Here is a 26,180-nt window from a genome sequence, read left to right as displayed (position 1 = left end):
CGGTCACTCAACCTCGCGTAGCCGGTACCCCACCCCGGTTTCGGTGGTGATGTAGCGCGGCTGGTCGGGCGACTTTTCGATCTTCTGCCGGAGCTGGCGGACATAGACCCTGAGATACTGCACGTCGGTCGAATCGCCCCACACCTGCTTCAGAAGGAAATGGTGGGTCAGCACCTTGCCGGCATGCTGCACCATAATACGCAATATGTCGTATTCCTTGGGGGAGAGCTTTATCTCCTTGCCTTCGACCTTGACGATGCGCTTGACCAGGTCGACGCTGAGATCGCCGGTGTGGAACACCGGCTTTTCGCCATGCTGCTGGAATTTGTGGCGCAGCGCGACGCGGATGCGGGCGACCAGCTCGTTCATGCCGAACGGCTTGGTGATGTAGTCGTCAGCGCCGAGTTCGAGCGCCGCGACGATGCCGGCTTCGTCGGTGCGGCTGGACAGGATGACCACGGGCACGTCGAGGCCGTCGTCGCGCCATTTGCGCAGGAGATCGAGGCCACCCATGCCGGGCAGGCCGAGGTCGAGCAGGATCAGATCCGGCTTTTGTGCATCGACGAGTTCGATCGCAGCGTTGGCGTTGGGCGCTTCGCTGACCGCATAACCCTGGCTGCCGAGGCCGACGCGCAGCAGTTTGCGGATCGGCGGCTCGTCGTCGACGACCAGTATGCTGACGTTGGAATTTGTCATGCCGGATCACCAGAGTTTTGCCCGTCCGCGTTCCGTTCGTCCAGGCCGGGCGATCGTGCCGGCTTCGGCATGCGGATGGTGAAGACCGCGCCTTGGCGATCGCTGCGGTTCGCCGCCATGATCGTGCCGCCCATCGCCTCGATGAAGCCCCGGCAGATCGACAGGCCGAGCCCGGTGCCGGCCTGGACCTGATCGCGCTTGCGCACCCGGTAAAAGCTGTCGAAGACGCGCTCCAGGTCGGCGGGCGGAATGCCCGGTCCCTCATCCATGATCTGCAGCACGACGGAGCCATTGTCGGCCCAGCCCTGCAGCCGGATTGTCGATCCCGGTGGCGCGTATTTCGCGGCATTGTCGAACAGATTGAACAGCACCTGCTCGAACAGCACCGGATCGAGCTTCAGCATCGGCAGGTCGGGCGGAATATCGATCTCGGTCTTGTGCCCGGCAGTGATCTTGCGTGCCCGCTGCAAGGCCGAGCCAACGACATCGCCGACATAGTGCAGGGCGAAATTCGGTTCCATGGCGCCCGATTCAATCTTGGTCATGTCGAGCAGATTGGCGATGAAGCGGTTCAGCCGTTCGGACTCGTCGAGCACGGTGGTCAGCAGCTCGGCCCGATCGTTCTCGGGCAGTGCCGGCGCAAATTCCCTGAGCGTGCCGGCCGCGCCCATGATGGCCGCCAGCGGCGTCTTCAGATCATGCGAGATCGACGTCAGCAGTGCCGAGCGCAAGCGGTCGGCCTCGGCCGCCAGCCTGGCGCGATCGACATCGGCGACCAGCTGGATGCGCTCGATGGCAACCGCCGCCTGGTCGGCCAGCGCGTCGAGCAGGCGCTGTTGCTCGGGCGTCAGCAGCGGGCCTTGCTTGTCATTGTCGAGGCCGACGACGCCGACGGCCGTGCGTGCGGTGCGCAAGGGGAGGTAGAGGCGTTTTGCCCCGGGCAGGGTATCGGCGCCACGGCCGGCAGCCCGGTTGTGTTCCCAAGCCCAGCGTGCAGCCGCGATGTCGGCCTCGGCCAGCGTGTCATCGGGGGGATAACCGGCCTTGACGGTGATCGTGCCTTCTTCCGGCAAAAGCAGCACCACGCGCAGCTTCAGCATCGAGGCGATCTGGAAGGCTGTGGCCCACAAAACGTCGTCGAGCGTGCCGGCGCCGGCGAGCTTCTTTGAAAAGAGGTAGATGTCCTCGGTGGCCCGGGCGCGTGAACGGGCGGCGGCTGCCTGACGTTGCACACGCGCCGTCAGATTGCTGGCGATGACGGCAACGACGAGGAAGACGGCGAAGGCAACGATGCTCTCCGGATCGCGGATCGTCATCGTGTAGCGCGGCTCGAGAAAGAAGAAGTTGAAGGCAATGGCGCTGAGGAAACAGGCGTACAGCGCCGGCCACAGGCCAAAGGTCACTGCCGATGTCAGCACCGCCAGCAGAAGCACGCTGGCAAGGTTGCGAACGTCGAGGAACTGATCGAGAACGGCGCTGACGGCAAGCGCGCCGGCGACATAGACGGTCGAGAAAAGATAAGGCCAGATTTGAAATGGCGTCTGCTCGGCCGCCGCCTTGACCCTCGACGTGGCCTCGTTGTCGCGCTCCGTTCCTGAAATGACATGGACGCTGATATCGCCGGCATTGCGGATCAGATCGTAGGTGAGCGAACCCTCGATCAGTTCGCGCCAGCGCGAGCGGGTCGGCCTGCCGACGACGATATGGGTGAAATTGTTCACTGTGGCGTGGCGGACGATGTCCTGGGCGACGTTCTGGCCCGGAATGGTCGTCACCTCGGCGCCAAGTTGCTCGGCCAGGCGCAAGAGCGTGGCCAAGCGGTCCTTGTCTTCCTCCGACATGGCGGCCGAACGCGGCGTGTCGACATGCAGCGCCGTCCACGGTGCGCGCAGCCGGTCGGCCAGCCGGCGCGCATAGCGGACACGAGACGCTCCGCCCGGACGCGCATCGACGCAGACGAGCACCCTTTCGCCCGCCGCCCAGGGGCCGGGAATCGCGTGCGACTGCATGTGGTTGAGCAACTGCTCGTCGACGCGCTGGGCGGTGCGGCGCAGCGCCAATTCCCGAAGCGCGGTCAGATTGCCCGGCGAGAAATAGTTTTCGACTGCGCGCTGGGCAGTGTTGGGGAAATAGACCTTTCCCTCTTTCAGCCGCTTGATCAGGTCGTCGGGCGTGAGGTCGATGATCTCGATGTCGTCGGCCTGGTCGATGATGGAGTCCGGGACCGTTTCGCGCACCCTGACGCGGGTGATCTGTGCCACGACGTCATTCAGGCTCTCGACATGCTGGATATTGAGCGTGGTGTAGACGTCGATGCCGCGCGCAAGGATTTCCTGGACGTCGAGATAGCGCTTGGGGTGGCGGCTGCCGGGTGCGTTGGTGTGGGCGAGTTCGTCGACGAGCACCAGCGCCGGCCATCGGGCGAGGATGGCGTCGATGTCCATCTCATTCAGCACGCGGTCCTTGTAGTCGACCTTCTGGCGCGGGATGACCTCGTAGCCTTCGACCAGCGCCAGGGTTTCCTTGCGGCCGTGGGTTTCGACGATGCCGATGACCACGTCGATGCCGTCGGCAAGCATGGCGCGGCCGGCCATCAGCATTTCGTAGGTCTTGCCGACACCGGGTGCAGCACCCAGAAATATCCGCAGGCGGCCGCGCTCTTCCCGTTCCGCATGCTCGAGCAGCGCGTCCGGAGAGGGTCTGGTATAGTTGCTTCTGGCGTCCGGCATCAGGCTCGATCATGAACGGCGCCGAGGATCGTGTCGATCCCTGGCCCCTGGCTTCAGAGATTGTCTCTCACTGCTTGGTATCGTCCAGTGCCAGGTTGAGCGCCAGCACATTGACGACCGGCTCGCCGAGGAAGCCGAGTTCGCGGCCTTCGACATGGCTGTCGACAAGCGCCTTGACCTTGGCTTCGTCGAAGCCCCTGGCCTTGGCCACCCGAGCGACCTGGAAATAGGCGGCGTCCGGGCTGATGGCGGGGTCGAGGCCGCTGCCGGACGTCGTCACCAGATCCATCGGCACCGGCTGGTTCGGGTTCTCCGCCTTCAGCTTTGCAACATCGCCCTTGATGCGGTCGATCAGCTTGGGGTTGGTTGGACCGAGATTGGAGCCGCTGGACGCTGCGGCGTTGTATCCGTCGCCGGCAGCCGAGGGGCGGCCATGGAAATACTTGTCGTCGGCAAAGCCCTGGCCGATCAGTTCGGAGCCGATGACCGTGCCGTTTTTCTCGATCAAGCTGCCATTGGCCTTGTGCGGAAACAGCGCCTGGGCGATGCCGGTCATGCCCAGGGGATAGATCAGGCCGGTCAAAACGGTGAAAAAGACGATCATGATAACAGCGGGTCTTATCTGAGTGAGCATGGACGTATTTCCTTAAGCGAGGCCGAGGCCGGTGACGATCATGTCGATCGCCTTGATGCCGACGAAGGGAACGATGATGCCGCCGAGGCCGTAGACCAGCAGGTTGCGGCTGAGCAGCGCGCCGGCGCCGATGGCGCGGTATTTGACGCCTTTAAGCGACAGCGGGATCAGAGCGATGATGATCAGCGCGTTGAAGATGATGGCCGACAGGATGGCGCTCTGCGGCGTCGCCAGATGCATGATGTTGAGCGCTTGCAGGGGGCCGATTGTATGTCCCGGCGCAACGTAGAAGACGGCAAACATGGCCGGGATGATGGCGAAGTATTTGGCGACGTCGTTGGCGATCGAGAAGGTCGTCAGCGAGCCGCGCGTCATCAGCAGCGCCTTGCCGATCTCGACGATCTCGATCAGCTTGGTCGGGTCACTATCGAGGTCGATCATGTTGCCGGCCTCGCGGGCGGCAACCGTGCCGGTGTTCATGGCGACGCCGACATCGGCCTGCGCCAAGGCCGGCGCGTCGTTGGTGCCGTCACCGCACATGGCGACCAGCTTGCCCTTGGCCTGTTCGTCGCGGATCAGCTTCAGCTTGTCCTCGGGCGTGGCCTGGGCGAGGAAATCGTCGACGCCGGCTTCGGCTGCGATCGCCGCCGCAGTCATCGGATTGTCGCCGGTGATCATCACGGTGCGGATGCCCATTTTGCGCAGTTCGGCAAAGCGCTCGCGGATACCACCCTTGAGGATGTCCTTGAGGTGGACGACGCCGAGCAGGCGGCCGTCACGCTCGACGGCCAGCGGCGTGCCGCCCGACTTGGCGATCTCGTCGGCGATCGCCTGGAGATCCTTGACGGTGTCGCTGCCGGGGCGCGTGCCGTGAGTGGCCGATGTCGACTGGCTGACATAGGCGAGAACCGTATCGACGGCGCCCTTGCGCACCGACGAGCCATCGATGTCGACGCCGCTCATCCGGGTCTGCGCGGTGAAGGGCACGAAGCTGGCATGCAAGGTTGCCATGTCACGGGCGCGGATGGCGTATTTCTCCTTGGCCAGCACGACGATCGAGCGTCCCTCAGGCGTCTCGTCGGCGAGCGAGGCGAGCTGCGCGGCATCGGCCAGTTCCTGTTCGGTGACGCCCTTGACCGGGCGGAATTCGGTGGCCTGGCGGTTGCCGAGCGTGATGGTGCCGGTCTTGTCGAGCAAAAGCGTATCGACGTCGCCTGCCGCTTCGACGGCACGGCCGGACATGGCCAGCACGTTGAAGCGCACCAGGCGGTCCATGCCGGCAATGCCGATGGCCGACAGCAGGGCGCCGATGGTGGTCGGGATCAAGGTGACGAACAGCGCGACCAGCACCGTCACCGGGATATAGCCGCCGGAATAGGAGGCAAAGCTAGGGATCGTGGCGGTGGCCAGCACGAAGATCAGCGTCATGCCGACGAGCAGGATGTTGAGCGCGATCTCGTTGGGCGTCTTCTGGCGCGAGGCACCCTCGACCAGCGAGATCATGCGGTCGAGGAAGGTGTGGCCGGAGGCGGCTGATATGCGCACGCGAATCCAGTCGGACAGAACCTGCGTGCCGCCGGTGACCGCCGAACGGTCGCCGCCGGATTCGCGAATGACGGGTGCGGACTCGCCGGTGATTGCCGCCTCGTTGACCGAGGCCACGCCTTCGATCACTTCACCGTCGGACGGGATGATGTCGCCGGCTTCGACCAGCACGATGTCGCCAACCTTCAGGCTGGTGCCGGGCACCAGCTTGAACCTGGAGCGGTCTTCGCCGGCAAGCAGCTTGGCCTGGGTTTCGGTGCGCGCCTTGCGCAGCGAATCGGCCTGCGCCTTGCCGCGGCCTTCGGCGACGGCCTCGGCGAAGTTGGCGAACAGCACGGTGAACCACAGCCAGATGATGATCTGCAGCGTAAAGCCGAAATCGCCGCCGCCGGTGGCGAGATCCTTGACGAACAGGACCGTGGTAAGAAGCGAGACGATGGCGACGACGAACATCACCGGGTTCCTGACCAGCGTGCGGGGGTCGAGTTTCCTGAAGGCGCCGCCGATGGCCGGCCACAGGATGCGGGCATCCATGATGCTCGCGGATTTGGACTGGCTCATTTGGTGGCTCCAGTATCTGAACTGTTGGCCGGCACCGACCGATCGGATGCCGAAAAGAGGGGCGGCGGACCATAGGCCAGCAGCCAGATCACGATCATGACTGCCGCGAGGCCGAGGAAGGTAGATACGCTGGGGAAGGGAGGGGGCGTTTCCTCCCCCTCATTGCCGGCTCGTGGGCCGGCTCGCGGCCGGGCCTTCATGCGTTTTGGGTAGAACCAGGACATGACAAGCCTCAGAATGTCTGGCCGTTGATGGCAGCCAGGTGCTCGACGATCGGTCCGATCGCCAGTGCCGGGAAGAAGGTCAGGCCGACGACGATCAGGATGACGCCGACGAGCAGGCCGACGAACAGCGGGCCGTCGGTCGGGAAGGTGCCGGCGGAAGCCGGAACCGTCTTCTTCGTCGCTAGTGAGCCGGCAATGGCAAGCGCTGGAATGATGACGAAGAAGCGACCCACCCACATGGAGATGCCGAGCGTGATGTTGTACCAGGGCGTGTTGCCGGAAAGGCCGCCAAAGGCCGAGCCGTTGTTGGCCGCCGCCGAAGTGTAGGCATAAAGAACCTCGGAGAAGCCATGCGGACCGCCATTGGCCGTCGAGGCGACGGCGCTTGGCAGCACGACCGCTATTGCCGTGAAGACCAGCATGACCAACGGCAGAGCGAGGATGGCGAGCATTGCCATCTTGATCTCCTTGGCCTCGATCTTCTTGCCGAGATATTCGGGCGTGCGGCCAACCATCAGGCCGGCGACGAACACGGTGATGACGATGAACATGACGATGCCGTAGAAGCCGGCGCCGACGCCGCCGACGATGACTTCGCCGAGCTGCATGTTGAGCATCGGGACCAGGCCGCCAAGTGCTGTGAACGAGTCATGCATGGCGTTCACCGCACCGCAGCTCGCAGCCGTGGTGATGACGGCGAATAGTGCCGAAGCGGCAATGCCGAAGCGGCTCTCCTTGCCTTCCATGTTGGCGCCGTCGACGCCCAACGCATGGACCAGCGGATTGCCCGCGGCTTCCGCCCAGTAGCAGATAACGACGCCAGCGATGAACAGCACACCCATCGTGGCCAGGATCGCCCAGCCCTGGCGCTGGTTGCCGACCATGCGGCCGAAGACGTTGGTGAGTGCAGCACCCAGCGCGAAGATCGTCACCATCTGGATCATGTTGGAGATGGCGTCGGGGTTTTCGAAAGGATGCGCGGCATTGGCGTTGAAGAAGCCGCCGCCATTGGTGCCGAGCATCTTGATGGCGACCTGCGAGGCGACCGGCCCAAGGGCGAGCGTCTGCTTGGCGCCCTCCAGCGTGGTGGCGTCGACATAAGGCCCGAGCGTCTGCGGCATGCCGAGCCAGACATAGACAAGGGTGAGCACGATGCTGAGCGGCAGCAGGATGTAGAGCGTGCAGCGGGTCATATCGACCCAGAAATTGCCGATCGATTTGGCCGAGGCGCGGGCGAAGCCGCGGATCAGCGCCACCGCAATGGCAATGCCGACGGCGGCGGACATGAAGTTCTGAACAGTCAGGCCGGCCATCTGCACGAGGTAGGACAACGTGCTTTCGCCGCCGTAATTCTGCCAGTTGGTGTTGGTGACGAAGCTGACGGCAGTGTTGAAGGCGAGATTGGGTTCGACCGATGCCATCCCGGCCGGATTGTAAGGCAGGACGCCCTGCAGGCGTTGCAGAAAGTACAGCACCAGGAAGCTGGCAAGGCTGAAGAAGATGATTCCTGCCGCGTAGGTCGTCCAGTGCTGCTCCTCGCGCTCGCTGGTTCCCGAAATGCGGTAGAGGCCGCGCTCAACGGGCCCGAGTATGGGCGAGAGAAAGGTGCGATCGCCATTGAAGACGCGGTACATGTAGCCGCCGAGCGGCTTCACCAGCAAAACGACGATCCCGCAATAAACCAGGATCTGTATCCATCCGTTGAGTGTCATGGGTTTCCGTGCCTTGCTTCAGAAGCGTTCTGGGCGAACGAGGGCGTATGTCAGGTAGACGAGCAGGAACAAGGTCACGCCGCCACCGAGGATGTAATCGACAAGCATGGTGCGATCCTTCCGCTTAAAGAGCGTCGCAAGCTTTGATGTAGGCGAGGGAAAGACCGAAGAACAAAACCTCGATCCCGATGACGACGATGTCCATTTGTGTTGGTCCTTGCTTCTGCTTGTATTTGGCGCCAGCGACTGGCGAGCCAGAAATTCCATGAGAACGGCCCGCCGTAACTCTGGGGTCACGGCGTCCGCAGCGTTTTGCTCGAGATGGAATATGGACCCGATCGCCATAAAGGTTCGAGACGGGGCCGGGAGGAAAGATATAAAATTCCTATAAAGATTTCCGGGAGATGGCTCCGTTCCGGGCCGCTAGAAACCGACGCCATGATATCGCGACCCCTCTTGCGGCGGCTCCGTCTTTCGAAACAATGGGAACGCAAAACGAGGGAAAAACAGATGCTCGACATGGCACCATCGAAACAGGCGGCGACATGGCTTTGCGCGCTTGCACGGGCGCTGGAAGCTGATGACGCCGAGGCGGCCGCCAACCTGTTCGTCGAGGATTGCTACTGGCGCGATCTGCTGGCTTTCACCTGGAACATCACCACGATGGAAGGCCGCGATGAGATCCGCGACATGCTGCAAGCGACGCTGGCGGAAACGAAGCCCTCACACTGGACGCTGTCCGGCGAGGCGACCTCGGATGAGGGCACCGTCGAGGCCTGGTTCACGTTCGAAACGGCGGTCGCGCGGGGCGAAGGGATTGTGCGCCTTACGGACGGCCGCTGCCGGACCTTGTTCACGGCGGTGCGTGAGCTCAAGGGGTTCGAGGAACAAAAGGGACCGGCGCGGCCGCTTGGTATCCGTCACAAGGCCGATCCGAAGCGCGAAACCTGGGCGGAGGCGCGGGCGCGCGAGACGCGCGACCTCGGCGCCACCGAGCAGCCCTATTGCCTGGTGATCGGCGGCGGGCAGGGCGGCATCATGCTCGGCGCGCGGCTGAGGCAGCTCGGTGTGCCCACCATCATCATCGAGAAAAATGCGCGCCCCGGCGATTCCTGGCGCAACCGTTATCGCTCGCTCGTGCTCCACGATCCGGTCTGGTACGACCATCTGCCCTACATTCCGTTCCCGGAGAACTGGCCGGTGTTCACGCCCAAGGACAAGATGGGCGACTGGCTGGAGATGTACACCAGGGTGATGGAGCTCAACTACTGGGTCGCCACCAAATGCCTCAGCGCCAGCTATGACGAGGCCGAGAAGGTGTGGACTGTGGTGGTCGACCGCGTCGGCCGGCAGATCACGCTGAAGCCGAAGCACATTGTCTTTGCCACCGGCGCCTATGGCCCGCCACGCCAGATCGCGCTGCCCGGCGCCGAGACCTTCAAGGGCGAACTCCTGCATTCCAGCCAGTATGCAAGCGGCGAGAAATTCCGCGGCAGACGTGTCGCTGTCATCGGCGCGGCAAGCTCGGGGCACGATGTCAGCGTCGACCTCTGGGAGAGCGGCGCAGACGTCACCATGATCCAGCGGTCGCCGACGACAGTGGTGAAATCCGACACTCTGATGGAAGTCGGCTTCGAGATCTTCTCGGAAAAGGCTTTGGCGCGCGGCATCAGCACCGACAAGGCCGACCTGATCGTCGCGTCCACGCCGTTCGCGCTTGTACCCAAGGGCCAGCGGGATCTTTACGAGGTGATCAAGGCACGCGACGCAGACTTCTACGACCAGCTACGCGCCGCCGGCTTCGCCATCGATTTCGGGGAGGACGAGACCGGGCTGTTGATGAAGGCCTACCGCACCGGCTCCGGCTACTACATCGATGTCGGCGCCTGCGAACTGATCATCAATGGCGAGATCAAAGTGAAGAGCGGCGTCGGCATCAGTTCATTGACGCCGACCGGCATCCTGTTCGACGACCGCAGCGAGCTGGCCGTCGATGCGATCGTCGCCTGTACCGGCTACCAGTCGATGAACGAGACCGTGGCGGCCATCGTCTCGCGCGAGGTCGCCGACAAGGTCGGGCCATGCTGGGGCCTCGGCTCCGGCGTCAAGGGCGATCCCGGTCCTTGGCAAGGCGAGCTGCGCAACATGTGGAAGCCGACGGCGCAGGACGCGCTGTGGTTCCACGGCGGCAATCTGGCGCTGTCGCGGTTTTACTCGAAATATGTGGCGCTGCAGATCAAGGCGCGGATGGAAGGGATTGCGACGCCGGTGTTTGGGGCGGTGAGTAACGCAGGGCGCTAGCGATCTCCTCCCCCCTCGAGGGGGAGATGTCGCCGAAGGCGACAGAGGGGGTCGCCGCGCGTGGAGCGCTGACCTCCAGCTGCCGCGAGGAGCTTGCGTCCGGTCGAACCGACCCCCTCTGGCCTGCCGGCCATCTCCCCCTCAAGGAGGGAGATTATCCACGCCCGAAATGCCGTGCCGCGACCTCGACATGCGTATGTGCCGCATGCGGCTCGAAGCGCTCGGTCTCGTTGTGGTCGGGCGCCTCGTTCGGCCACCAGACACCGCCGATAACAATGCCTTCTGAGACCAGCCGCTGATCCGCGATCAGCGCCGCACCGACCGCATCGACGAAGGTAAAGCGCCCGGGGCGCAGTCTCAGCACCGCGACATCGCCGACACCGCCAACTTTCAGCGTCCCAAGCTCCGGCCTGGCGATCGCCTCGGCTGGCCTTTGCGTGGCGGCGCGCAGCACCTCGACCAGCGGCATGCCCAGCGCCATCAGCTTCGACATGCAGACCAGTATGTCGAAGGCCGGACCGTCGACGCAGTAGAGATGCACGTCGCTGGAGATGACGTCGGGCGCGAGGCCCTCGGCCAGCATCGCTTTCGCCACGGCGAAGTCGAACGATCCCATGCCGTGGCCGATGTCGAAGATGACACCGCGTTCGCGGGCCAGCCGCATGTCCGGCCGCACCGCGCCGGAAGCGAACACCGGCGCGTTGGGGAATGGCCGAAAACAATGGGTGAGGATGTCGCCGCGGCGCAGCCGTGGCAGCACCTCGGAACGGCCGGGCGGCGGCTCGTCTATATGCGCCATCAGCGGCAGACCGACCTGGTCGGCGGCTTCCAGCGCAAGATCGACCGGGGCGATGCCGCTGGCGCCGCCGGCATGCTTGCCGGAGCGCACTTTTACCCCAACGACGACATCGGCGTGCTCGCGCACCGCGGCCACCGTCTCGCGTGGCTCGCAGAGCCTGAGATCGCTGCATTCGCCGACCGAGACGCTTTGCGAGAAGCCGAATATGCCGGCAAAGGAGATGTTGACGTAGGCGAGAATACGCACCTTCGAGCGCTCGATGACATGGCGGCGAAAGCCCAGAAAATTGCCGGCGCCGGCGCTGCCGGCATCGATGAAGGTGGTGGTTCCGCTCTTGGCCGCCAGCCGGTCGGCGTCGACGCCCAGCGAGGTGCCGCCCCAATAGACATGGCTGTGCAGGTCGATGAGGCCGGGCGTGACGATGCAATCCCTGGCATCCACGACCTGCGTAGCATGCTCGGCGTCGATGGCAGTCTCGATGGCCGCGACGCGACCGCCCGCAACGGCGACATCGCGCGGCGCGTCCAGGCCCGAGGCCGGATCGATCAGGCGGCCGCCCTTGATCAGGAGATCGAACTGCATCGGCGCCTGCCTCTCTTCGTTTTGGGGCATGATCTCTGGACAAAACGGTTTCCGTTTGTCCGAGAAAACCGGTTTCCACTTTCGGGATCATGCCCCGACTGGTCAAACCGGCCGGTAGGCGACGGCTTCGACCTCGATCTTGATGTCGATCATCAGCCGCGATTCGACCGTGGTGCGGGCCGGCGGATTTTTCGGGAAGTGCTTGGCGTAGACGGCATTGAAGGCGCCGAAGTCGCGCGCGTCCTCGAGCCAGACCGTGGTCTTGACGACATCGTCCATGGTGCAACCGGCCAGCGCGAGTGCCGCCTTCACATTCTGCAGCACCTGCTCGGTCTGCTCGGTGATGCCGCCCTTGACCACGATGCGGTCGCTGTCGACCGGCACCTGACCTGAGATGTAGACGAAATCCCCGGCGCGCACGGCCGGCGACAGCGGCACGTGGGATGTTCCAAAACACTCTTTAGGCAAAGGAAACTCCTGTTCAGAATGGCGGGCCGCGCCCCGTTTTCGACGACCGCTCTACGCCTGTCCCGGTGATCCTCATAGGGGGCTTTTTGGAAAGCAGCATTTTTCCAAACGCGTGTTGCTTTATCGCAGGCTCGCCAGCATCTTGCGCGTCGCATTTTCCCGACAGGAGATTTCAATGACCTTCGACAAGAACCCGTTTCCAGAGGGCGATGCCGATCGCCACGCGCTCTGGGAAATGTTGGTGCGGCGCGACATCGACGCCTTTATCCGTCAGGACTGGTCGATGGTCGAGGATGATTTCCTCGCCGACAGCTTCTTCGGCATGCATGCGCATTTCCTCAGCGATGCCGACGCCTGGCGTCTGCAATTCCCGAGCCTTGCCGTCTATCGCGACGAATGGCTGCGCCAGGCCAAGGAGACGGCGGCGGCCAGATTCGCCGAGCCGCTGCGCGAGGCGCTGTTTCGCGTCACCAACATGCGCGACATCGATGTCGATGGCGACCGCGCCGTGCTGCACAAGAAGTTCAACGGCTCGGTGGCCAAGGCCGATGGCAGCGTCGACAAGCTGAAATGGCAGACGCTGTATTTTTGCAGGAAGGTGGCGGGCCACTGGAAGATCGGCGGCTTCGTCGGCTACATGCCGCATCCCTTGGGGATCTGAGTCTTGCCCGCTTATGCTATTGCCGGCCTTCGCGCACGAAGACGTGCGCCTCCCGGGCTGCAGTTGTAAAAGCTCGCCAACCGAATCCACTCGAGCTCAAGCGAGTTGAACGGCACAGGTTCGTCCCACAGGGCTAGCGGGAGCGGTGGTCGAACACGACCGCCATGGTCTTACCAATTGCCGCCATGACGACGAGCTCGACGAGATCGTCGTCGCTGTCGACACAGGTTGGATCCATGCGGCGGATAGCGTCGGGCGCCGCCCTGGTCGAGACGGTATCGCCGGCGCGGAATCTGGAAAGCGCAGAGGAAACAAGGTTCTGGGTTGTCACGTCGATGACAGGTACGCTCTGCACTACGTTCATGGCTTCCTCCTGCCAAGAACCCTCTCCCGAAGGAAATAATACGCCGAACGACGGCGTGTGCCAGCGGAATCGTGGTCCGACCAGATTGCCGGGAGGGCACGTTTGCGTGTTTGATAGGGTCGAGCCCACAGCGTCCAGGACCGGATATGAAACTGTACTTCAGCCGCAATCCCAATCCGCGCCTTGCGGTAGCAACGGCACGTCATCTGCAGGCCAAGGTCGAGTGTGAGTTCGCGGCACCCATGGCGCCCGGGCAGGCTGAGCGGTTTCGTCAGCTCAATCCCAATCTTACCCTGCCGATATTGGCATGGACGGGCGGCAGCCTGTGGGAAGCCGACGCCATAGCCTGCCTTCTGTCGCGCGAAGCGGGTTCGGATTTCTGGCGCGGCGGCGGCGACCAACCCGACATGATCCGCTGGCTGAGCTGGGGCAAGGAAAATTTCGTGCGGGCCTGCGACACCGTGCATTTCGAGCGCGGAACCAAGCAGCGCTACGGGATTGGGCCTGTCGACCAGGGCAAGGTCGAGGAGGGGCTGGCGGAGTTCCGCATCGCGGCAGCGATTCTCGAGGCGGAGCTCGCCAAGCGGCCATGGCTTGTGGGCAAGTCGCTTTCCTATGCCGATTTCCGCATGGCGACGTTTTTGCCGTTCAACGATGCAGCCGGCCTGCCGCTGGTGGACTATCCCTCTGTTCTGGGTTGGTATCGCCGGCTCGAAGCCATCGATGCCTGGCGCGATCCCTTCGACGGGCTGGAAGCGCCGCTTCTGCCGCCGGTCAACTCCGCTTGATGTGCCTTCCCTTTGGGCAGATGGGCTGATGTGTGGCGCTTTGGCAGCATAGGTGTGGAACAGCGGGCGAGTTGCCATGGCGCGCTCGACGGCTCGCGGCCGGGTTGATAAGCCCTGTCCGCAAGGAGAGTCGTGACATGACCGTAGCCATCGAGATGGGACAGACGACGGCGGGTGCGTCGGCGGCGCTCGACCTTGAGGAGCTGCTGGCCACCCGGCTTCTGGTGCAGGGCAATTCCGGCTCCGGCAAATCGCACCTTTTGCGCCGGCTCCTGGAGCAGAGCGCGCCCTGGGTGCAGCAGACCATCATCGACCCGGAAGGCGATTTCGTCTCGCTGGGCGACCATTACGGCCATCTGGTCATCGATGCCGAGGAGCATACGGAGCGTGGCCTGCAAGCAGCCGGCGAGCGGGCGCGCATCCACCGCGTCTCCACGGTGCTCAATCTCGAAGGGCTCGATGCCGAGAACCAGATGCGGCGCGCCGCTGCCTTTCTCGGCGGGTTGTTCGAGGTTGCCCGCGAGCATTGGTATCCGATGCTGGTGGTGGTCGACGAAGCGCAGCTGTTCGCGCCCGCCGTGGCCGGCGAAGTGTCCGACGAGGCGCGAAAGCTCTCGCTCGGCGCCATGACCAATTTGATGTGCCGCGGCCGCAAGCGCGGCCTTGCCGGCATCATCGCCACGCAGCGGCTGGCAAAGCTCGCCAAGAATGTCGCGGCGGAGGCGTCCAATTTCCTCATGGGCCGTACCTTCCTCGATATCGACATGGCGCGCGCCGCCGACCTTCTGGGCATGGAACGGCGTCAGGCCGAGGCGTTTCGAGACCTGGAGCGCGGGCACTTCATGGCGTTGGGCCCAGCGCTGTCGCGCCGTCCGCTGGGCGTGCGCATCGGCCAGACCGAGACCAGCCCGCGCAACGGTACGCCGCGGCTGATGGCAATGCCGGAAACAGCGCTTGAAGACGCGCGCGCCATCATCCTGGCGGCGCCGCCGCCCGAGACGATGCGCGCGCCGCGCCGGATGGCGTCGCCGGAGCTGCTCGACCAGCTGATGGCGGCCAAATCAGCGGCGATGGAGATCCGCCCGGAACCTGCGGAACCGGCGGTAAGCGCCGAGGATATGGCCGAGCGGCGAGAGCGGGTGGACCGTGTCCTGCGCGCCATCCTGGCGCAGCCCGATGCGGGTTTCCGCGTCATCGGAGTGCTTTATCAGGAGTTCGTCGTCCGCTGCCGCATCGAAGGCCTCGCTTCGGTGGTGCCGGACCTCTCAGAATTCCGTCGCATGCTGACGCGTGCCCGCGCCGGGCTCGGCGCCGACATGGCAGGAGATGACGCCTGGCAGGACGTTTCCGTGCGCGCCTCGCTGCTGCCCGAGGACATGCAGGGCGTGTTCATGATGATCGCCCGCGCCGCCAAGGAGGGCTGGCCGTGCCCGAGCGACGCGGCGATCGCGCGCGCCTACGGCTCGCATTCGCTGCGGCGCGCCCGGCGGCTGCTCACCTATATCGAGGAGCAGGGCCTCATCGTCTGCCAGCTCGACGGCACCGGCCGCCGCACGGTGACGCTGGTCGAGCTCGCCTGGGCGACGGCGCCGGGCGACCCCAATGCCGCGGAGGCGGAACAGGGCAGCCTGGCGCTCTGAAAGGCGAACAGGCAGCTACCTGACTTGCTTGCGCGGTTCTGAACAAGATGTGTTTCGCCGATCGGCGCGCGACGATTTATGATGGGTTTCCGAGAATCGCAGAACGGTTCGGGCGGGAGGGTTGTCCGGTGCGGTTGAAATCTCTGGCTGTCTTTGTCTTTGGCCTCCTCGCCATCGCCGGCATCGCCTTGACGATGTCTGCCCGGTCTTTTGCCGCGTCCTCCGATATGCCGGCCTGGCTGCAGGCCCATGTCGGCAATGACGACGGCGAGATTTCGCAAGTGGTGCTGGAGCGGGCGCGCGCGCTTTACCTGAAGAAGGTCGCGCAAGGCGCGGTCCACAATGGCTGCTATTTCGCCATGGATGCGACGCGCCCCGGCGATCTCGGCAATGGCGTGCTGGGGCGGCGCTACTACGTCATTTGCGAGGCCAAGCAGTCGTTCAGGGCGATCTCGTCGGGCCATGGGGGCGGCCGAAATTTGAAAGGCGTGGTCGATTTCTCCAACGGCAAACGCTGCGCGAAAAACTTCGGCAATGCCCTGGACTCGTCCTTGACGACCGGTGGCGCCTATATGACCGGCGAGGCAAAGACCTCATTCAAGGGTTTTTACCGCATCGGCGCAAAAAAGGACCAGGCGCTGCTGCGCACCTTCATCCAGTTCGACGGTGAGGGGGAGACGGCGAATGCCAGGCAGCGGGTGATCGGTGGCCACGCGGCGCGGCTGTTGCGCGGCATGTGCCTGCGCAAGAACCCGAACAGCTCCTATGCCGACCATGACGGCTTCGTGCCATACGGCAAGCTGGTGGATTATGCCGGCGGCCGCAGCAATGGCTGCACCAGCTGGTCGCCGTCCGACGCCGACCAGATCATTTCGATGGTGAAGGGCAATCCGACGACGCTCTATATCTACCCGGAATCGCGCGACATCACCGCCGTTGGTAAATCGGGCGCCTATTGGAATGCGTCCTGCCTGAAGGAGATCGGCAAGCCGAAATTCTGGCCGCGAAAGAGCCTTGAGCCGATCATCGCGCAATACGCCAAGGACAACCCGCCACCGCCGCCACAACCGTTGCCGATCTGCACCGGGCCGTGAGGGATGAGTCCTCGGCTCGGCATTGTCGGCGGCGCGGACTGGCTGGGCGGCGCCGCCGATCCGATGGGCTCTACTGATTGATCTCGGGTTCGACGAGCTTTGCCAGATTGCGCAGCGACTCCTGCCAGCCGAGATAGCAGGCTTCGGCCGGAATAACGTCCGGAATGCCGGCCTGCGTGATGTCGAGTTCCGTGCCGACCGACACTTTCTTCAGCAGCACGGTCACTTCGATCTGGCCGGGCAAATTGGGGTCGTCGAACCTGTCGGTGTAGCGCAGGCGCTCGCCGGGAACGAGTTCGAGATATTCGCCGCCGAAGGAATGGCTGCCGCCCGTCGTGAAGTTTCGGAACGACATCTTGAAGGCGCCACCGACTTTCGCGTCGAAGCTGTGCACGGTGCAAGTGAAGCCGTTCGGCGGAAGCCATTTCGCCAGCGCGTCGGCTTCTGTGAATGCGCGGTAGACCTTCTCCGGGCTGGTCGTCAGAACGCGGTGCAAACGTACGGTGCTTGGCATCTCTTCGGTATCCTTTGTGGTTTCGTTGTTCGATGCCCCAAGGACGGGTGAACCTCACCCGGTCCGACATAGCTGTCAAATTTTCTTGAGCCCTTTGCCGGCAGCCATCCGCCCGCGACTTCGAGTCGCCGCCTCAGGCAGGCGGTCGTGTCGCGTCAAATTGCATGAATCATTGACAGGTTGCCTAACCTTTCGGCGCGGATCTCACAATTTATTAAAATTGTAAGTCTCTCCTACAAAGTTGTATTAGGATCAGCTTAACGCCTTCGGCATTATCTATTAAATGATGGGCGACGATCTCCTTGGTGTACTATAGAATGATTCCCTGGAACGACGGATCAATTTAAGAGTTGATCCGAAATGGTCGCTCGAAGGTTGTCGAACGACCAAGGCAGCACGCGCAAGGAGTGTCGGAATGACCACAGTCCTCAACGCCAAAGGCATTCCACTTCCCTATACCGGCGCTTCCACCCATTGGTTCTCGGCGACTGGAGGCGCGCCTTACCGCTACGGCACCTCGGGCAACGATTCCTTCTGGGGCGACACCAACGTCAAGGTCACCATGTATGGCGGCGCGGGGGACGACTATTACCATCTCTATTCGACGATCAACAAAGCGGTCGAGAACTACGGCGCGGGCGTCGACACGATCGATACCTGGATGAGCTACAAGCTGCCCGCCAATTTCGAGAACCTCGTCGTCACCGGCGACGGCCACTATGCCTTCGGCAATGCTCAGGACAACATCATAACGGGCGGCGCCGGCAGCCAGACGCTGGACGGCGGCAAGGGCAATGACGTGCTGATCGGCGGCGCCGGCGCCGACACCTTCATCATCACCAAGGGCAATGGCAGCGACCTTATCTCCGATTTCGGCGCGACCGACACGGTGCGCCTCAACGGCTATGCCTTCACCTCGTTCGAGGCCGTCCACGCCAATATGGTCCAGGTGGGATCGAACGTGCAGCTGAACCTCGGCTCGAGCGAGGTGCTGGTGTTCCACAACACCACGATCGACAAGTTTCAGCCCGGCCAGTTCGAGCTGCCGATCGACAAGACCGGCATGACGCTGTCGTTCAACGACGATTTCAACACGCTGAGCCTGTGGAACGGCCAGAGCGGCATCTGGGATTCCAATTTCTGGTGGGGGGCGCAGAACGGCAGCTCGCAGCCCCAGAACGGCGAGCTGCAATGGTATATCGACGCCAATTATGCGCCGACCAGCTCGGTCCATCCGTTCAGCGTCGCAAGCGGCGTGCTCACCATAACCGCGGCGCATGCGCCCGACGACATCAAGCCGCTGATCAACAATTACGAATACACTTCCGGCATACTGACGACGCACGACACCTTCTCGCAGACCTATGGCTATTTCGAAATGCGGGCCGATCTCCCGGAAAATGCCGGCGCGTGGCCGGCCTTCTGGCTTCTGCCCGAAGACGGTTCATGGCCCCCGGAACTCGACGTGATCGAAATGTATGGGCAGAACCCGAATGCGCTTCTCATGACCGCGCACACAAATGAGACGGGAACCCACACCACGGTCGGGTCGACGGTGAATGTCTCCAACACCGACGGCTATCACACCTATGGCCTGTTGTGGACGCCGGACAAGCTGGTCTGGACCTATGATGGCGTCCAGGTCGCGGAAGCGGCGACGCCGTCCGATATGAACAAGCCCATGTATATGCTGGTCGACCTTGCGGTCGGCGGTCAAGCCGGCGCGCCGCCCGACCATCTGGCGACGCCCGCGCAAATGAAGATCGACTATATCCACGCCTATACGCTGAACGATTTGCAGCAGAGCCATCTGAGCACGACAGCCGAGCACGCGGTCTAGATGTCACGGGACCGCGCGCCACTCAGGGATGCGGCCATCGGCCTGCGCCCGGTTTTCCTGCGCGGCATCGCCGATATCGGCATCTTTTCGTTGCTGATCAACATCCTGCTCCTGGTGATCCCGCTCTATCTGCTGCAGGTCTATGACCGGGTGTTGCCGTCCTCCAGCGTCGAGACGCTGCTTTATCTCTCGGCCATGGCGGTCCTCGCGCTCGCCTTCCTCGGCCTGCTGGACGCGGTCCGCGCCATCTACGCGCAACGTGTTGCGGCCACCGTCGACCTGAAACTGGGCGCGCGGACATTCGCCGCCTCGCTTGGCGCCAGACATGCCGGCAGCGGGCTGTCGCCGCTGAACGACCTTGCCACGACTTGCGCCTTCATCAGGTCGCGCGGCGTGGCGGTGTTGTTCGACCTGCCGTTTGCGCCCGTCTTCCTGGCCTTGCTCTATTTCATCCATCCCGTCCTGTTCTGGCTGACGCTCGCCGGCGCCGTGCTGCTGTTTCTCTTGGTCGTGGCCAACCAGCTTGCCATCGGCAGGAACGATGCCATGTCGGCGGAACGCTCGGCGGTGGCCAGCCAGGCGGAACAGGCCTTCGCCCGCAACACCGACACGCTGCGCGCCATGGGCATGGTGCAAAATGCCGCCGCGGTCTGGGGACAACACGTTGCTGAGGCGCTGACCCTGCATGACCGTTCCGGAAGCGCCAATGCGATCTTCAGCGCGACGTCGCGGGCGCTGCGCATGATGCTGCAACTGGCGATCCTCGGCGCCGGCGCGTGGCTGGTGCTACAAGGGCAGATGACCGCCGGCATGATCTTCGCTTCGTCGCTGGTGTCGTCGCGCGCGCTGCAGCCGCTCGACCAGCTGATCGGATCCTGGCGGCAGATCGTCGACGCCAAGCGATGCTGGAAGCGGCTGGACACCGCCCTTGCGGCGCAACCAGCGCAGGGGCGCAAGCTCGCACTGCCCGATCCATTGGGCGCGATTTCGGTGCAGGATCTGTTCTTCATCGCGCCGACTGCGGCTTTCGGCACGGAGCCCATCCTCAAGCGGTTGAATTTTGCCATCGGCGCCGGCGAAGCGGTGGCGATCGTCGGCCCGAGCGGGGCCGGCAAATCGACGCTGGCGAAATTGCTTGTGGGCGCGCTGCAGCCGACCGGCGGCGCGGTCAGGGTCGACGGCGCCGACCTGAGGAGCTGGGACGAAACCCAGCTTGGCAGGCATATCGGCTATCTCGCGCAGGAGGTGGAGCTTTTCCCGGGATCGATCGCGCAAAATGTCGCCCGCTTCGAACCCGACGCCGATGACGCCGCGATCGTCGAAGCGGCCAGGCGCGCCGAGGCGCATGAGCTGATTCTCACGCTGCGCGACGGCTATCAGACCATGATAGGCCCGTCGCATACCGTGCTGTCGGGCGGCGAGCGCCAGCGGATAGGGCTGGCGCGCGCCTTCTACGGCAAGCCACGCATGCTGGTGCTGGACGAGCCCAACGCCCATCTCGACGGCAGTGGGGAGGCGGCGCTCGAAGGGATGCTTTCGGCCGCGCGAAGTGTAAGCGTCACGACAGTCGTCATCACGCATCGCCCTTCGATCGCCGCGGCCTGCGACCGCGTCATGGTCCTGCGCAACGGCATGGTCGAAGCTTTCGGCCCGGCGAGCGAGGTGCTGAGGCAACCGGCGGCCGGCAAGGCCGGGAGCGCGGTGGTGACAGGCTCGTTCGTGCCGACCGTGCGCCCGCACAGCGTCCGCTTCGGGTCATAGACGATGATGCAGCAGAGCCTCGCCTTCGAAGGTCGACCGCGCACCGACTTCCGCCGCATGGCCGTCGTCGGCTACGTGGCCATAGCGCTCTTCGTCGGCTGCTTCGGCTATTGGGCGGCGAACGCGCCGCTCTCCGGCGCGGTGATCACCTCCGGCACGATCTCGGCGACGGGCGGCAACATCCTCATCCAGCACCCCGAGGGCGGCATCATCGAGCAGTTGCTGGTGCATGAAGGCGACCGCGTGCAACAAGGCGAACCGCTGGTCCTGCTCGACCGCAGGGCGGCCGAGACCGACCTCAACCGGCTGACCAGACAGACGATCGCGCTCAGGGCAAGTGCCGCGCGACTTGAGGCCGAGCGCGACGGATCGGACAGGCTGGCGCCGATCGCCGAAGCAGCACCCGCGCCGTTCCAGCGCGATTTCGACAATCTGGTGCACGAACAGCAGAAGGAGTTCGAGGCCAGGCTCGCCCGGTTCCGCTCCGAGCAGTCGATCCTGGCGCAGCGCGTCGCCATGCATCGTGAGTCGGCGCTGGGACTGGAGGCGCAGAAACTCGCCATCCAGCAACAGGCCGAGATCGTGAAGAAGGAACTCGGCATCAAGACCGGCCTGCTCGACAAGGGTCTCACCAACCGCAGCGAATATTCGCAGCTTCTGCGCAGCGAGGCCGATCTGGTCGGCCAGGCCGGCGCGCTGGAGGCGGATATCGCAGCGACCAAGACGCAGATCGTCGAAGCCCAGGCGCAGGTCGAGCGCGCGACCACGCAGCGCGTCGAGGACGCGCTGACCAAGCTCGACGAGGTTCGCACCAGCCTGGCCGACATCGGCGAACAGATCACCGCAGCCGAGGCGGTGCTGGGGCGCACGACGATCAAGGCGCCGGCAGCCGGCATCGTGGTATCCTCGATCTACAACTCCAAAGGCAGCGTGATTGCGCCGGGGCAGAAGATTATGGAGATCCTGCCGACCGCGTCGGGCCTCATCGTCGACGCGAAGCTGCGACCGAAAGACGTGGACCTGGTTCGCGTCGGCCAGCCGGCGAAGCTCAGGCTGTCCGCCCTGAACGCGCGCCTCACCCCTGAGGTCCCGGCTACGGTGACGCAAATTTCCGCCGACCGGCTGATCGATGAAACCACGCATGAGGCGTATTTCCGCGCCAGGCTGAAGATCACCGACACGCTGCCGCAGGGCGTGAAAGCCGAGCAGCTTTACCCGGGAACGCCGGTCGAGGCGTTTATCAGCACCGGCGACCGAACCTTCCTCGAATATCTGGCGCGGCCGATTCTGGACTCGTTCGCGCGGGCGTTCACGGAGCGATAGGCGCCAACTCGTCCTCCCAGTTGACGCCGCCGTAGAACACCCTGAGAATCACCACCTGGTTGCCTTCTACGGTGAAGGCCACAGTCAGGCGGCGCTCGAAGCCATCGATGCGAAGCCCCGGCCGCACATCATCCCTTAGGGTTCCGCGTTCCGAGGCATAGTCGAGACCCAGGCAAAATCGCTCGATCCGCTCGATGTATCGAAGGGCGGTGAGGTTGCCGGATGCGTGAGCGACCGTATCGTATATCCATAACAGGTCCGTCTGGGCTTCCGGCAAAAGGACAACATGCCGGCGCTTCACACGTTCCCCTTGAGGCGAGCTGCGTGATGTGCGCGGATGCTGTCAAAAGACTTGTCGGCCGGGATGGCCTGGGAGGGGTCTGCCTTCCACCTATCATAGGTCGGCGCGACCTCCTCACGCAGCCAGCGCTCCACGGCGGCGTCGCGTTCCTGCAATGCGCGAAGACCGGCGCGGATCACTTCACTGCTGGTCGCGTATGTGCCGGACCGAACGAGCTGGTCGATGAAAGCAGCCTGCTCGGCCGGCAGGCTGAAGGTGCGTTTTTCGGTGGCGGACATCGATCCCTCCTATCAGGTTGGTATGATATTATCATACCAACGGCGAGATCGCACGCCCCAATATAGGCTTAGGGACCGCTCCCCTTGCCGTCGGCAAAGACACCGGACATTCGGTTCGGATGCCTGAGATGGGTCGGCGTGATACCGGTCTGATGGCGGAAGACACGGCTGAAATGGCCGGCATTGGGAAAACCGCAGCGGTAGGCGATGTCGCCGATTGCCAAGTCGCTCCCCTCCAGCAGCGACTTGGCCTGATGTACGCGCAGCGCAAGATAGGCGGCCATCGGGCCGATGCCGAGCTCGGCGCAGAACAGCCGCTCAAGCTGGCGCCGGGATAAATGCAACCGGCCCGCGATCTCGGCGACCGACAGCGTCTCCTGGAGATTGCTTTCCATCAGAAGCAGCGCCCGTTTCACCGCTCGGCTCGACGCGGCCGGAAAGAGATCGCCGACGGGCTGCACATCCAGGCTCGAGCGGATGCGGTCGAGCACGAGGATCTTGGCGGCTTTTTCCGCAGCCTTGCGGCCGATGAACTGCGACACGAAATGGCCGGCAAGGTCGGCCGCACCCGTGCCTCCGGCGCAGGTCGAGCGGCCCCTATCGACGGAAAACAGGCTGTCGGCATGGGCGTTCACATCAGGGAATTGGCTGCGGAAATCCTTGATGTGAAACCAGCTGACGGCAGCACTGTAGCCATCGAGCAGACCGTAGCGCGCGAGCACGAAGCTGCCGGTGCAGAGTGCCGTCAGCGGCACGCCCTTTTCGGCCGCCCGCAACAGGAAGACCTCCTTTTCGGAGCTGAGGCTGCGGTTGGTGTCGAGCAGGCCACCGACCACGACGACATTGTCGAACTCCTGCGGATTGCCGATCGCCTTGGTCGGCAGCAACTCGACACCGCAACTCGCCCGGATCGGCAGGCCACGCTCGCCGACGATCTCCCAGTCGAACTCGATCCGGCGGCTGCGGTCGCCTTCATCGCCGGCGAGCCGCAGCGTGTCGATGAACAGCGACAGCGGCGACAGCGTGAAGTCGCGAACCAAGAGAAACGCAAACCGCCTGGCCATTGTTGCTCCGAAACCGTTCCTTCGGGTGGATGGAAGCAATTATCGCGAAAGATGTCGCACAGGCGAGCACGCGGCGCTTTTCAGGAGAAGCCACCGGATGTCGGAGATGAGATCGACGGCCTCAGTGCGGAGCTGGAAATTCTCTGGGTTGTGTGGTGGTCATGGGATGTCGTCATCTACGCTCACACAAGACAGGCAGATGGACCAGTGGAATTGATCAGTATGGCACGGCGTGAGAAAAACCCTATCGTGTTTGTGTAACCTGCAGCACCAAAGCGGAGCCCAAGCCATGACCCTGACCAATCGCGATATCATCGAGCTGACGGCATGGCGCCGCAAGCTGCACCAAAACCCGGAAATCTCCAACGAGGAAGAACAGACCGCCAAGGAAGTCGTCAGCTTCCTCGCCGATACAGCGCCGGACAAGGTGCTGACCGGCCTCGGCGGTCATGGCGTGGCGGCGGTCTATGACAGCGGCCAGGCGGGACCGACGGTGCTGTTCCGCTCGGAGATCGATGCGCTGCCGATCGAGGAGCTTTCGGGCGTCGAGCATGCCTCGCAGGTGCCGGGAAAATCGCATATGTGCGGCCATGACGGCCACACCGCGATCCTGGCCGCACTTGGCCGCCAGCTCGGGCGTGAGCGGCCGGCCCGCGGCCGCGTCGTCTTGATGTTCCAGCCGGCGGAGGAAACCGGCAATGGTGCGGCCGGCGTCGTCGCCGATCCACGCTTTGGCGAGATCGCGCCGGACTTCGCCTTCTCGCTGCACAATCTGCCGGGCGTGCCGTTCGGCGAGGTGCGGCTCAAGCCCGGCGTCGTCAACTGCGCCTCGCGCGGCATCCGCATCGTGCTGGACGGCAAGACCGCGCATTCCTCCATGCCCGAAACCGGCGTGTCGCCGATGCCGGCGATCAGCCAGCTGATGCCGGCGCTTCCGGCACTGGGGCGCGGCACTTTCGCCGATGACGATTTCAGCATGGTCAGCGTCACCCATGCGACGATGGGCGAGGCCGTGTTCGGCATCGCGCCCGGACATGCGGAGGTGTGGGCGACGCTGCGCACAAGGCGCGACGAGCGCATGGCGGAGCTGGTCGCAGCTGCGGAAGCCCTGGCTGCGGGGATCGCGGGCGAGCACCACCTTTCCGTGCGCTGCGACTATCACGAGATCTTCGTCGCCAGCGTCAATGCGCCGGATGCGGTGGAGCATCTCAACCGCGCACTCGACGAGGAAGGTGTCGCGCGCAGCGAAGAGGCCCTGCCGATGCGCGCCTCGGAAGACTTCGGCATCTTCGGCCACAAGGCGAAGTCGGCGATGTTCTTCCTCGGCGCGGGCGAGCGCACCCCGTCATTGCACAATCCCGACTATGATTTTCCCGACGATCTGATCCCGCTCGGCTCGAAGATCTTCATGCGCACGGCGCGCAACCTGCTGGGCTGAGCGCCCATGCAAGATACGCATCCTGAAGCTGCCTTTTTCCCGCTGGAATCGTCTTGTAGTCGCGTCCTACATTAGGAGGGGCTTGCGGATGAGAATTGCAATGTCGTCGCGTTGACTGCGACAGTGGCAGGGTGCGTATCGTCTCCGGTCCAGTATGGAGCCTCGCTCTCGACCCAAGACCCGAAATGGGCGACGCCGGAATGCCAGCAGGCCCGCACGGATGCCTTGAACTACGACCGGCGCGAGAAGGAGCATCCGGGATGGGCCGCCGGCGTCGTGCTGGGGCCCTACAGCATGGGTCTCGTGGCGGCGATCAAGGAGCATGAGCAGCAGCAGCGAAGGCTGTTGGCGCGCCAGATGCATCTGCAGTGCTCGAGCCTGCCGCTGCCGAAGGATTTGGACTTCGATCCGCAAATCTACGCACCAAAGCCGGGGAAATATCCGTAGGGCTGGGATTGGTTTGCACAGGGACCATAGCGGAGGCTTGCGCCCTACGAATACCCCCGCCCTCAATCCCTCCCAACAAGGGGGAGGGAGACTAGGTTGGCGCTGATTTCCGCAAAACCGTCTAAGTCGAAAAAGGGCTGGGCGTGCGGCAGCGTTCCCTCCGCCTTGTGAGGGTCCGAAGGACGGGCGAAACCCTGGCTCGCCCCGGCAAGTTAGAGTGGGGGTCCTCTACGTAAAAGCTCATATGCGATAGCCCATGCCCCGAGGCATTGGCATTGCCAGCTCTGTATGAAGCGCTCCTCCGCTCTCCCCACCAGCTTTGGGTAGTGTGCTGAGAGTTCTGCAAATTCGCTGAGAGAGGGCGGTCATGGCAGGCTGGTGATGTTCAACGTCACCGATTCCTGGAAGGAACGCCA

Annotated in this window: 23 protein-coding genes; 10 read left to right on the top strand and 13 right to left on the bottom strand. The window is 63.8% G+C overall.

Annotated elements, in window-relative coordinates; genetic code table 11:
- Positions 1–3: 3 nt before the first annotated feature.
- The 6 genes from NKI15_RS30110 to NKI15_RS30085 form a co-directional block, all read right to left on the bottom strand.
- Entirely contained in the window at positions 4–696 is a 693-nt protein-coding gene (locus NKI15_RS30110) for a response regulator transcription factor (protein ID WP_023683092.1), read from the bottom strand.
- The gene (locus NKI15_RS30105) at positions 693–3,425 is read right to left on the bottom strand and encodes a DUF4118 domain-containing protein (protein WP_352515316.1); all 2,733 of its coding nucleotides are present in this window, start codon (positions 3,423–3,425) and stop codon (positions 693–695) included. Before NKI15_RS30105 ends, NKI15_RS30110 begins: the two co-directional genes overlap by 4 nt.
- Before the next feature lie 67 nt (positions 3,426–3,492).
- Positions 3,493–4,059: a potassium-transporting ATPase subunit KdpC gene (gene kdpC / locus NKI15_RS30100; protein ID WP_023710827.1), complete on the bottom strand. Its 567-nt coding sequence runs from the start codon at positions 4,057–4,059 to the stop codon at positions 3,493–3,495.
- Between the two features lie 12 nt (positions 4,060–4,071).
- Complete coding sequence (gene kdpB, locus NKI15_RS30095; protein ID WP_352887871.1) at positions 4,072–6,165, bottom strand: potassium-transporting ATPase subunit KdpB; 2,094 nt, start codon at positions 6,163–6,165, stop codon at positions 4,072–4,074.
- Positions 6,166–6,397: 232 nt separating this feature from the next.
- Positions 6,398–8,101: a potassium-transporting ATPase subunit KdpA gene (gene kdpA, locus NKI15_RS30090; RefSeq protein ID WP_352887869.1), complete on the bottom strand. Its 1,704-nt coding sequence runs from the start codon at positions 8,099–8,101 to the stop codon at positions 6,398–6,400.
- An 18-nt stretch (positions 8,102–8,119) separates the two neighbouring features.
- Positions 8,120–8,209, bottom strand: coding sequence for a K(+)-transporting ATPase subunit F (locus NKI15_RS30085; RefSeq protein ID WP_023669708.1), 90 nt, complete (start codon positions 8,207–8,209; stop codon positions 8,120–8,122).
- 402 nt (positions 8,210–8,611) lie between these two features.
- Here NKI15_RS30085 and NKI15_RS30080 point away from each other — a divergent pair, with 402 nt between their 5' ends.
- Complete coding sequence (locus NKI15_RS30080; protein ID WP_023704186.1) at positions 8,612–10,402, top strand: flavin-containing monooxygenase; 1,791 nt, start codon at positions 8,612–8,614, stop codon at positions 10,400–10,402.
- Between the two features lie 154 nt (positions 10,403–10,556).
- On the opposite strand, the gene NKI15_RS30075 is transcribed toward NKI15_RS30080, so the two are convergent.
- Both NKI15_RS30075 and NKI15_RS30070 read right to left on the bottom strand, forming a co-directional pair.
- Positions 10,557–11,783 carry an amidohydrolase/deacetylase family metallohydrolase gene (locus NKI15_RS30075; RefSeq protein WP_023726473.1) on the bottom strand — a complete coding sequence of 409 codons (1,227 nt, stop codon included), beginning with the start codon at positions 11,781–11,783 and terminating at the stop codon, positions 10,557–10,559.
- A 102-nt stretch (positions 11,784–11,885) separates the two neighbouring features.
- Positions 11,886–12,251 carry a RidA family protein gene (locus NKI15_RS30070; protein ID WP_023707576.1) on the bottom strand — a complete coding sequence of 122 codons (366 nt, stop codon included), beginning with the start codon at positions 12,249–12,251 and terminating at the stop codon, positions 11,886–11,888.
- A gap of 175 nt (positions 12,252–12,426) precedes the next feature.
- On the opposite strand from NKI15_RS30070, the gene NKI15_RS30065 reads away from it, so the two are divergent.
- On the top strand, positions 12,427–12,912 hold the full coding sequence (locus tag NKI15_RS30065; RefSeq protein WP_023726474.1) for a hypothetical protein: 486 nt from the start codon (positions 12,427–12,429) through the stop codon (positions 12,910–12,912).
- Between the two features lie 133 nt (positions 12,913–13,045).
- Here the strand turns inward: NKI15_RS30065 and NKI15_RS30060 are convergent, their stop codons facing one another.
- Entirely contained in the window at positions 13,046–13,276 is a 231-nt protein-coding gene (locus NKI15_RS30060) for a hypothetical protein (RefSeq protein WP_023747054.1), read from the bottom strand.
- Between the two features lie 146 nt (positions 13,277–13,422).
- On the opposite strand from NKI15_RS30060, the gene NKI15_RS30055 reads away from it, so the two are divergent.
- The 3 genes from NKI15_RS30055 to NKI15_RS30045 all read left to right on the top strand — a co-directional run bounded on the left by NKI15_RS30055 (position 13,423) and on the right by NKI15_RS30045 (position 16,798).
- Positions 13,423–14,064, top strand: a complete 642-nt coding sequence (locus NKI15_RS30055) for a glutathione S-transferase family protein (protein ID WP_023714111.1) — start codon at positions 13,423–13,425, stop codon at positions 14,062–14,064.
- Between the two features lie 137 nt (positions 14,065–14,201).
- Complete coding sequence (locus NKI15_RS30050; protein ID WP_023737555.1) at positions 14,202–15,704, top strand: helicase HerA domain-containing protein; 1,503 nt, start codon at positions 14,202–14,204, stop codon at positions 15,702–15,704.
- Positions 15,705–15,832: 128 nt separating this feature from the next.
- Complete coding sequence (locus NKI15_RS30045) at positions 15,833–16,798, top strand: hypothetical protein (RefSeq protein ID WP_352515319.1); 966 nt, start codon at positions 15,833–15,835, stop codon at positions 16,796–16,798.
- A gap of 70 nt (positions 16,799–16,868) precedes the next feature.
- On the opposite strand, the gene NKI15_RS30040 is transcribed toward NKI15_RS30045, so the two are convergent.
- Positions 16,869–17,312, bottom strand: a complete 444-nt coding sequence (locus NKI15_RS30040) for an SRPBCC family protein (RefSeq protein ID WP_023683102.1) — start codon at positions 17,310–17,312, stop codon at positions 16,869–16,871.
- Positions 17,313–17,727: 415 nt separating this feature from the next.
- Here NKI15_RS30040 and eglC point away from each other — a divergent pair, with 415 nt between their 5' ends.
- Genes eglC through NKI15_RS30025 form a run of 3 tightly spaced genes read left to right on the top strand, consistent with a single transcriptional unit; the run spans position 17,728 to position 22,236 of the window.
- The gene (gene eglC / locus NKI15_RS30035; RefSeq protein WP_023669698.1) at positions 17,728–19,152 is read left to right on the top strand and encodes an endo-1,3-1,4-beta-glycanase EglC; all 1,425 of its coding nucleotides are present in this window, start codon (positions 17,728–17,730) and stop codon (positions 19,150–19,152) included.
- The gene (locus tag NKI15_RS30030) at positions 19,153–20,913 is read left to right on the top strand and encodes a type I secretion system permease/ATPase (protein ID WP_023744106.1); all 1,761 of its coding nucleotides are present in this window, start codon (positions 19,153–19,155) and stop codon (positions 20,911–20,913) included.
- Between the two features lie 3 nt (positions 20,914–20,916).
- Positions 20,917–22,236, top strand: a complete 1,320-nt coding sequence (locus NKI15_RS30025; RefSeq protein WP_023814687.1) for an HlyD family type I secretion periplasmic adaptor subunit — start codon at positions 20,917–20,919, stop codon at positions 22,234–22,236.
- Here the strand turns inward: NKI15_RS30025 and NKI15_RS30020 are convergent.
- The 3 genes from NKI15_RS30020 to NKI15_RS30010 form a co-directional block, all read right to left on the bottom strand.
- Positions 22,223–22,537 carry a type II toxin-antitoxin system RelE/ParE family toxin gene (locus NKI15_RS30020; protein WP_023814686.1) on the bottom strand — a complete coding sequence of 105 codons (315 nt, stop codon included), beginning with the start codon at positions 22,535–22,537 and terminating at the stop codon, positions 22,223–22,225. The two genes, NKI15_RS30025 and NKI15_RS30020, sit on opposite strands and share 14 nt — an antisense overlap.
- Positions 22,534–22,815, bottom strand: a complete 282-nt coding sequence (locus tag NKI15_RS30015; RefSeq protein WP_023669694.1) for a type II toxin-antitoxin system ParD family antitoxin — start codon at positions 22,813–22,815, stop codon at positions 22,534–22,536. Before NKI15_RS30015 ends, NKI15_RS30020 begins: the two co-directional genes overlap by 4 nt.
- 68 nt (positions 22,816–22,883) lie before the next feature.
- Entirely contained in the window at positions 22,884–23,879 is a 996-nt protein-coding gene (locus tag NKI15_RS30010) for a GlxA family transcriptional regulator (protein ID WP_023814685.1), read from the bottom strand.
- Positions 23,880–24,168: 289 nt separating this feature from the next.
- On the opposite strand from NKI15_RS30010, the gene NKI15_RS30005 reads away from it, so the two are divergent.
- Entirely contained in the window at positions 24,169–25,317 is a 1,149-nt protein-coding gene (locus NKI15_RS30005; RefSeq protein WP_352515320.1) for an amidohydrolase, read from the top strand.
- A gap of 123 nt (positions 25,318–25,440) precedes the next feature.
- Positions 25,441–25,764, top strand: coding sequence for a protein kinase family protein (locus NKI15_RS30000; RefSeq protein WP_352515321.1), 324 nt, complete (start codon positions 25,441–25,443; stop codon positions 25,762–25,764).
- The last annotated feature ends 416 nt before the right edge of the window (positions 25,765–26,180 follow it).

Source organism: Mesorhizobium sp. M0862 (genome assembly GCF_040319795.1).
Classification (GTDB): domain Bacteria; phylum Pseudomonadota; class Alphaproteobacteria; order Rhizobiales; family Rhizobiaceae; genus Mesorhizobium.
The sequence above is the reverse complement of the archived record's forward strand: the minus strand, read 5'-3'. Positions and strand labels throughout refer to the sequence as shown.

What these genes read in the sequence shown, in the direction of transcription:
- NKI15_RS30025 (WP_023814687.1), top strand. Translation starts at nt 20,917, where the DNA reads ATGATGCAGCAGAGCCTCGCCTTCGAAGGTCGACCGCGCACCGACTTC.
- NKI15_RS30005 (WP_352515320.1), top strand. Translation starts at nt 24,169, where the DNA reads ATGACCCTGACCAATCGCGATATCATCGAGCTGACGGCATGGCGCCGC.
- NKI15_RS30075 (WP_023726473.1), bottom strand. Translation starts at nt 11,783, where the DNA reads ATGCAGTTCGATCTCCTGATCAAGGGCGGCCGCCTGATCGATCCGGCC.
- NKI15_RS30065 (WP_023726474.1), top strand. Translation starts at nt 12,427, where the DNA reads ATGACCTTCGACAAGAACCCGTTTCCAGAGGGCGATGCCGATCGCCAC.
- NKI15_RS30105 (WP_352515316.1), bottom strand. Translation starts at nt 3,425, where the DNA reads ATGCCGGACGCCAGAAGCAACTATACCAGACCCTCTCCGGACGCGCTG.
- NKI15_RS30110 (WP_023683092.1), bottom strand. Translation starts at nt 696, where the DNA reads ATGACAAATTCCAACGTCAGCATACTGGTCGTCGACGACGAGCCGCCG.
- NKI15_RS30030 (WP_023744106.1), top strand. Translation starts at nt 19,153, where the DNA reads ATGTCACGGGACCGCGCGCCACTCAGGGATGCGGCCATCGGCCTGCGC.
- kdpA (WP_352887869.1), bottom strand. Translation starts at nt 8,101, where the DNA reads ATGACACTCAACGGATGGATACAGATCCTGGTTTATTGCGGGATCGTC.
- NKI15_RS30060 (WP_023747054.1), bottom strand. Translation starts at nt 13,276, where the DNA reads ATGAACGTAGTGCAGAGCGTACCTGTCATCGACGTGACAACCCAGAAC.
- eglC (WP_023669698.1), top strand. Translation starts at nt 17,728, where the DNA reads ATGACCACAGTCCTCAACGCCAAAGGCATTCCACTTCCCTATACCGGC.
- NKI15_RS30050 (WP_023737555.1), top strand. Translation starts at nt 14,202, where the DNA reads ATGACCGTAGCCATCGAGATGGGACAGACGACGGCGGGTGCGTCGGCG.
- NKI15_RS30010 (WP_023814685.1), bottom strand. Translation starts at nt 23,879, where the DNA reads ATGGCCAGGCGGTTTGCGTTTCTCTTGGTTCGCGACTTCACGCTGTCG.
- kdpB (WP_352887871.1), bottom strand. Translation starts at nt 6,165, where the DNA reads ATGAGCCAGTCCAAATCCGCGAGCATCATGGATGCCCGCATCCTGTGG.
- NKI15_RS30040 (WP_023683102.1), bottom strand. Translation starts at nt 17,312, where the DNA reads ATGCCAAGCACCGTACGTTTGCACCGCGTTCTGACGACCAGCCCGGAG.
- kdpC (WP_023710827.1), bottom strand. Translation starts at nt 4,059, where the DNA reads ATGCTCACTCAGATAAGACCCGCTGTTATCATGATCGTCTTTTTCACC.
- NKI15_RS30085 (WP_023669708.1), bottom strand. Translation starts at nt 8,209, where the DNA reads ATGCTTGTCGATTACATCCTCGGTGGCGGCGTGACCTTGTTCCTGCTC.
- NKI15_RS30015 (WP_023669694.1), bottom strand. Translation starts at nt 22,815, where the DNA reads ATGTCCGCCACCGAAAAACGCACCTTCAGCCTGCCGGCCGAGCAGGCT.
- NKI15_RS30080 (WP_023704186.1), top strand. Translation starts at nt 8,612, where the DNA reads ATGCTCGACATGGCACCATCGAAACAGGCGGCGACATGGCTTTGCGCG.
- NKI15_RS30055 (WP_023714111.1), top strand. Translation starts at nt 13,423, where the DNA reads ATGAAACTGTACTTCAGCCGCAATCCCAATCCGCGCCTTGCGGTAGCA.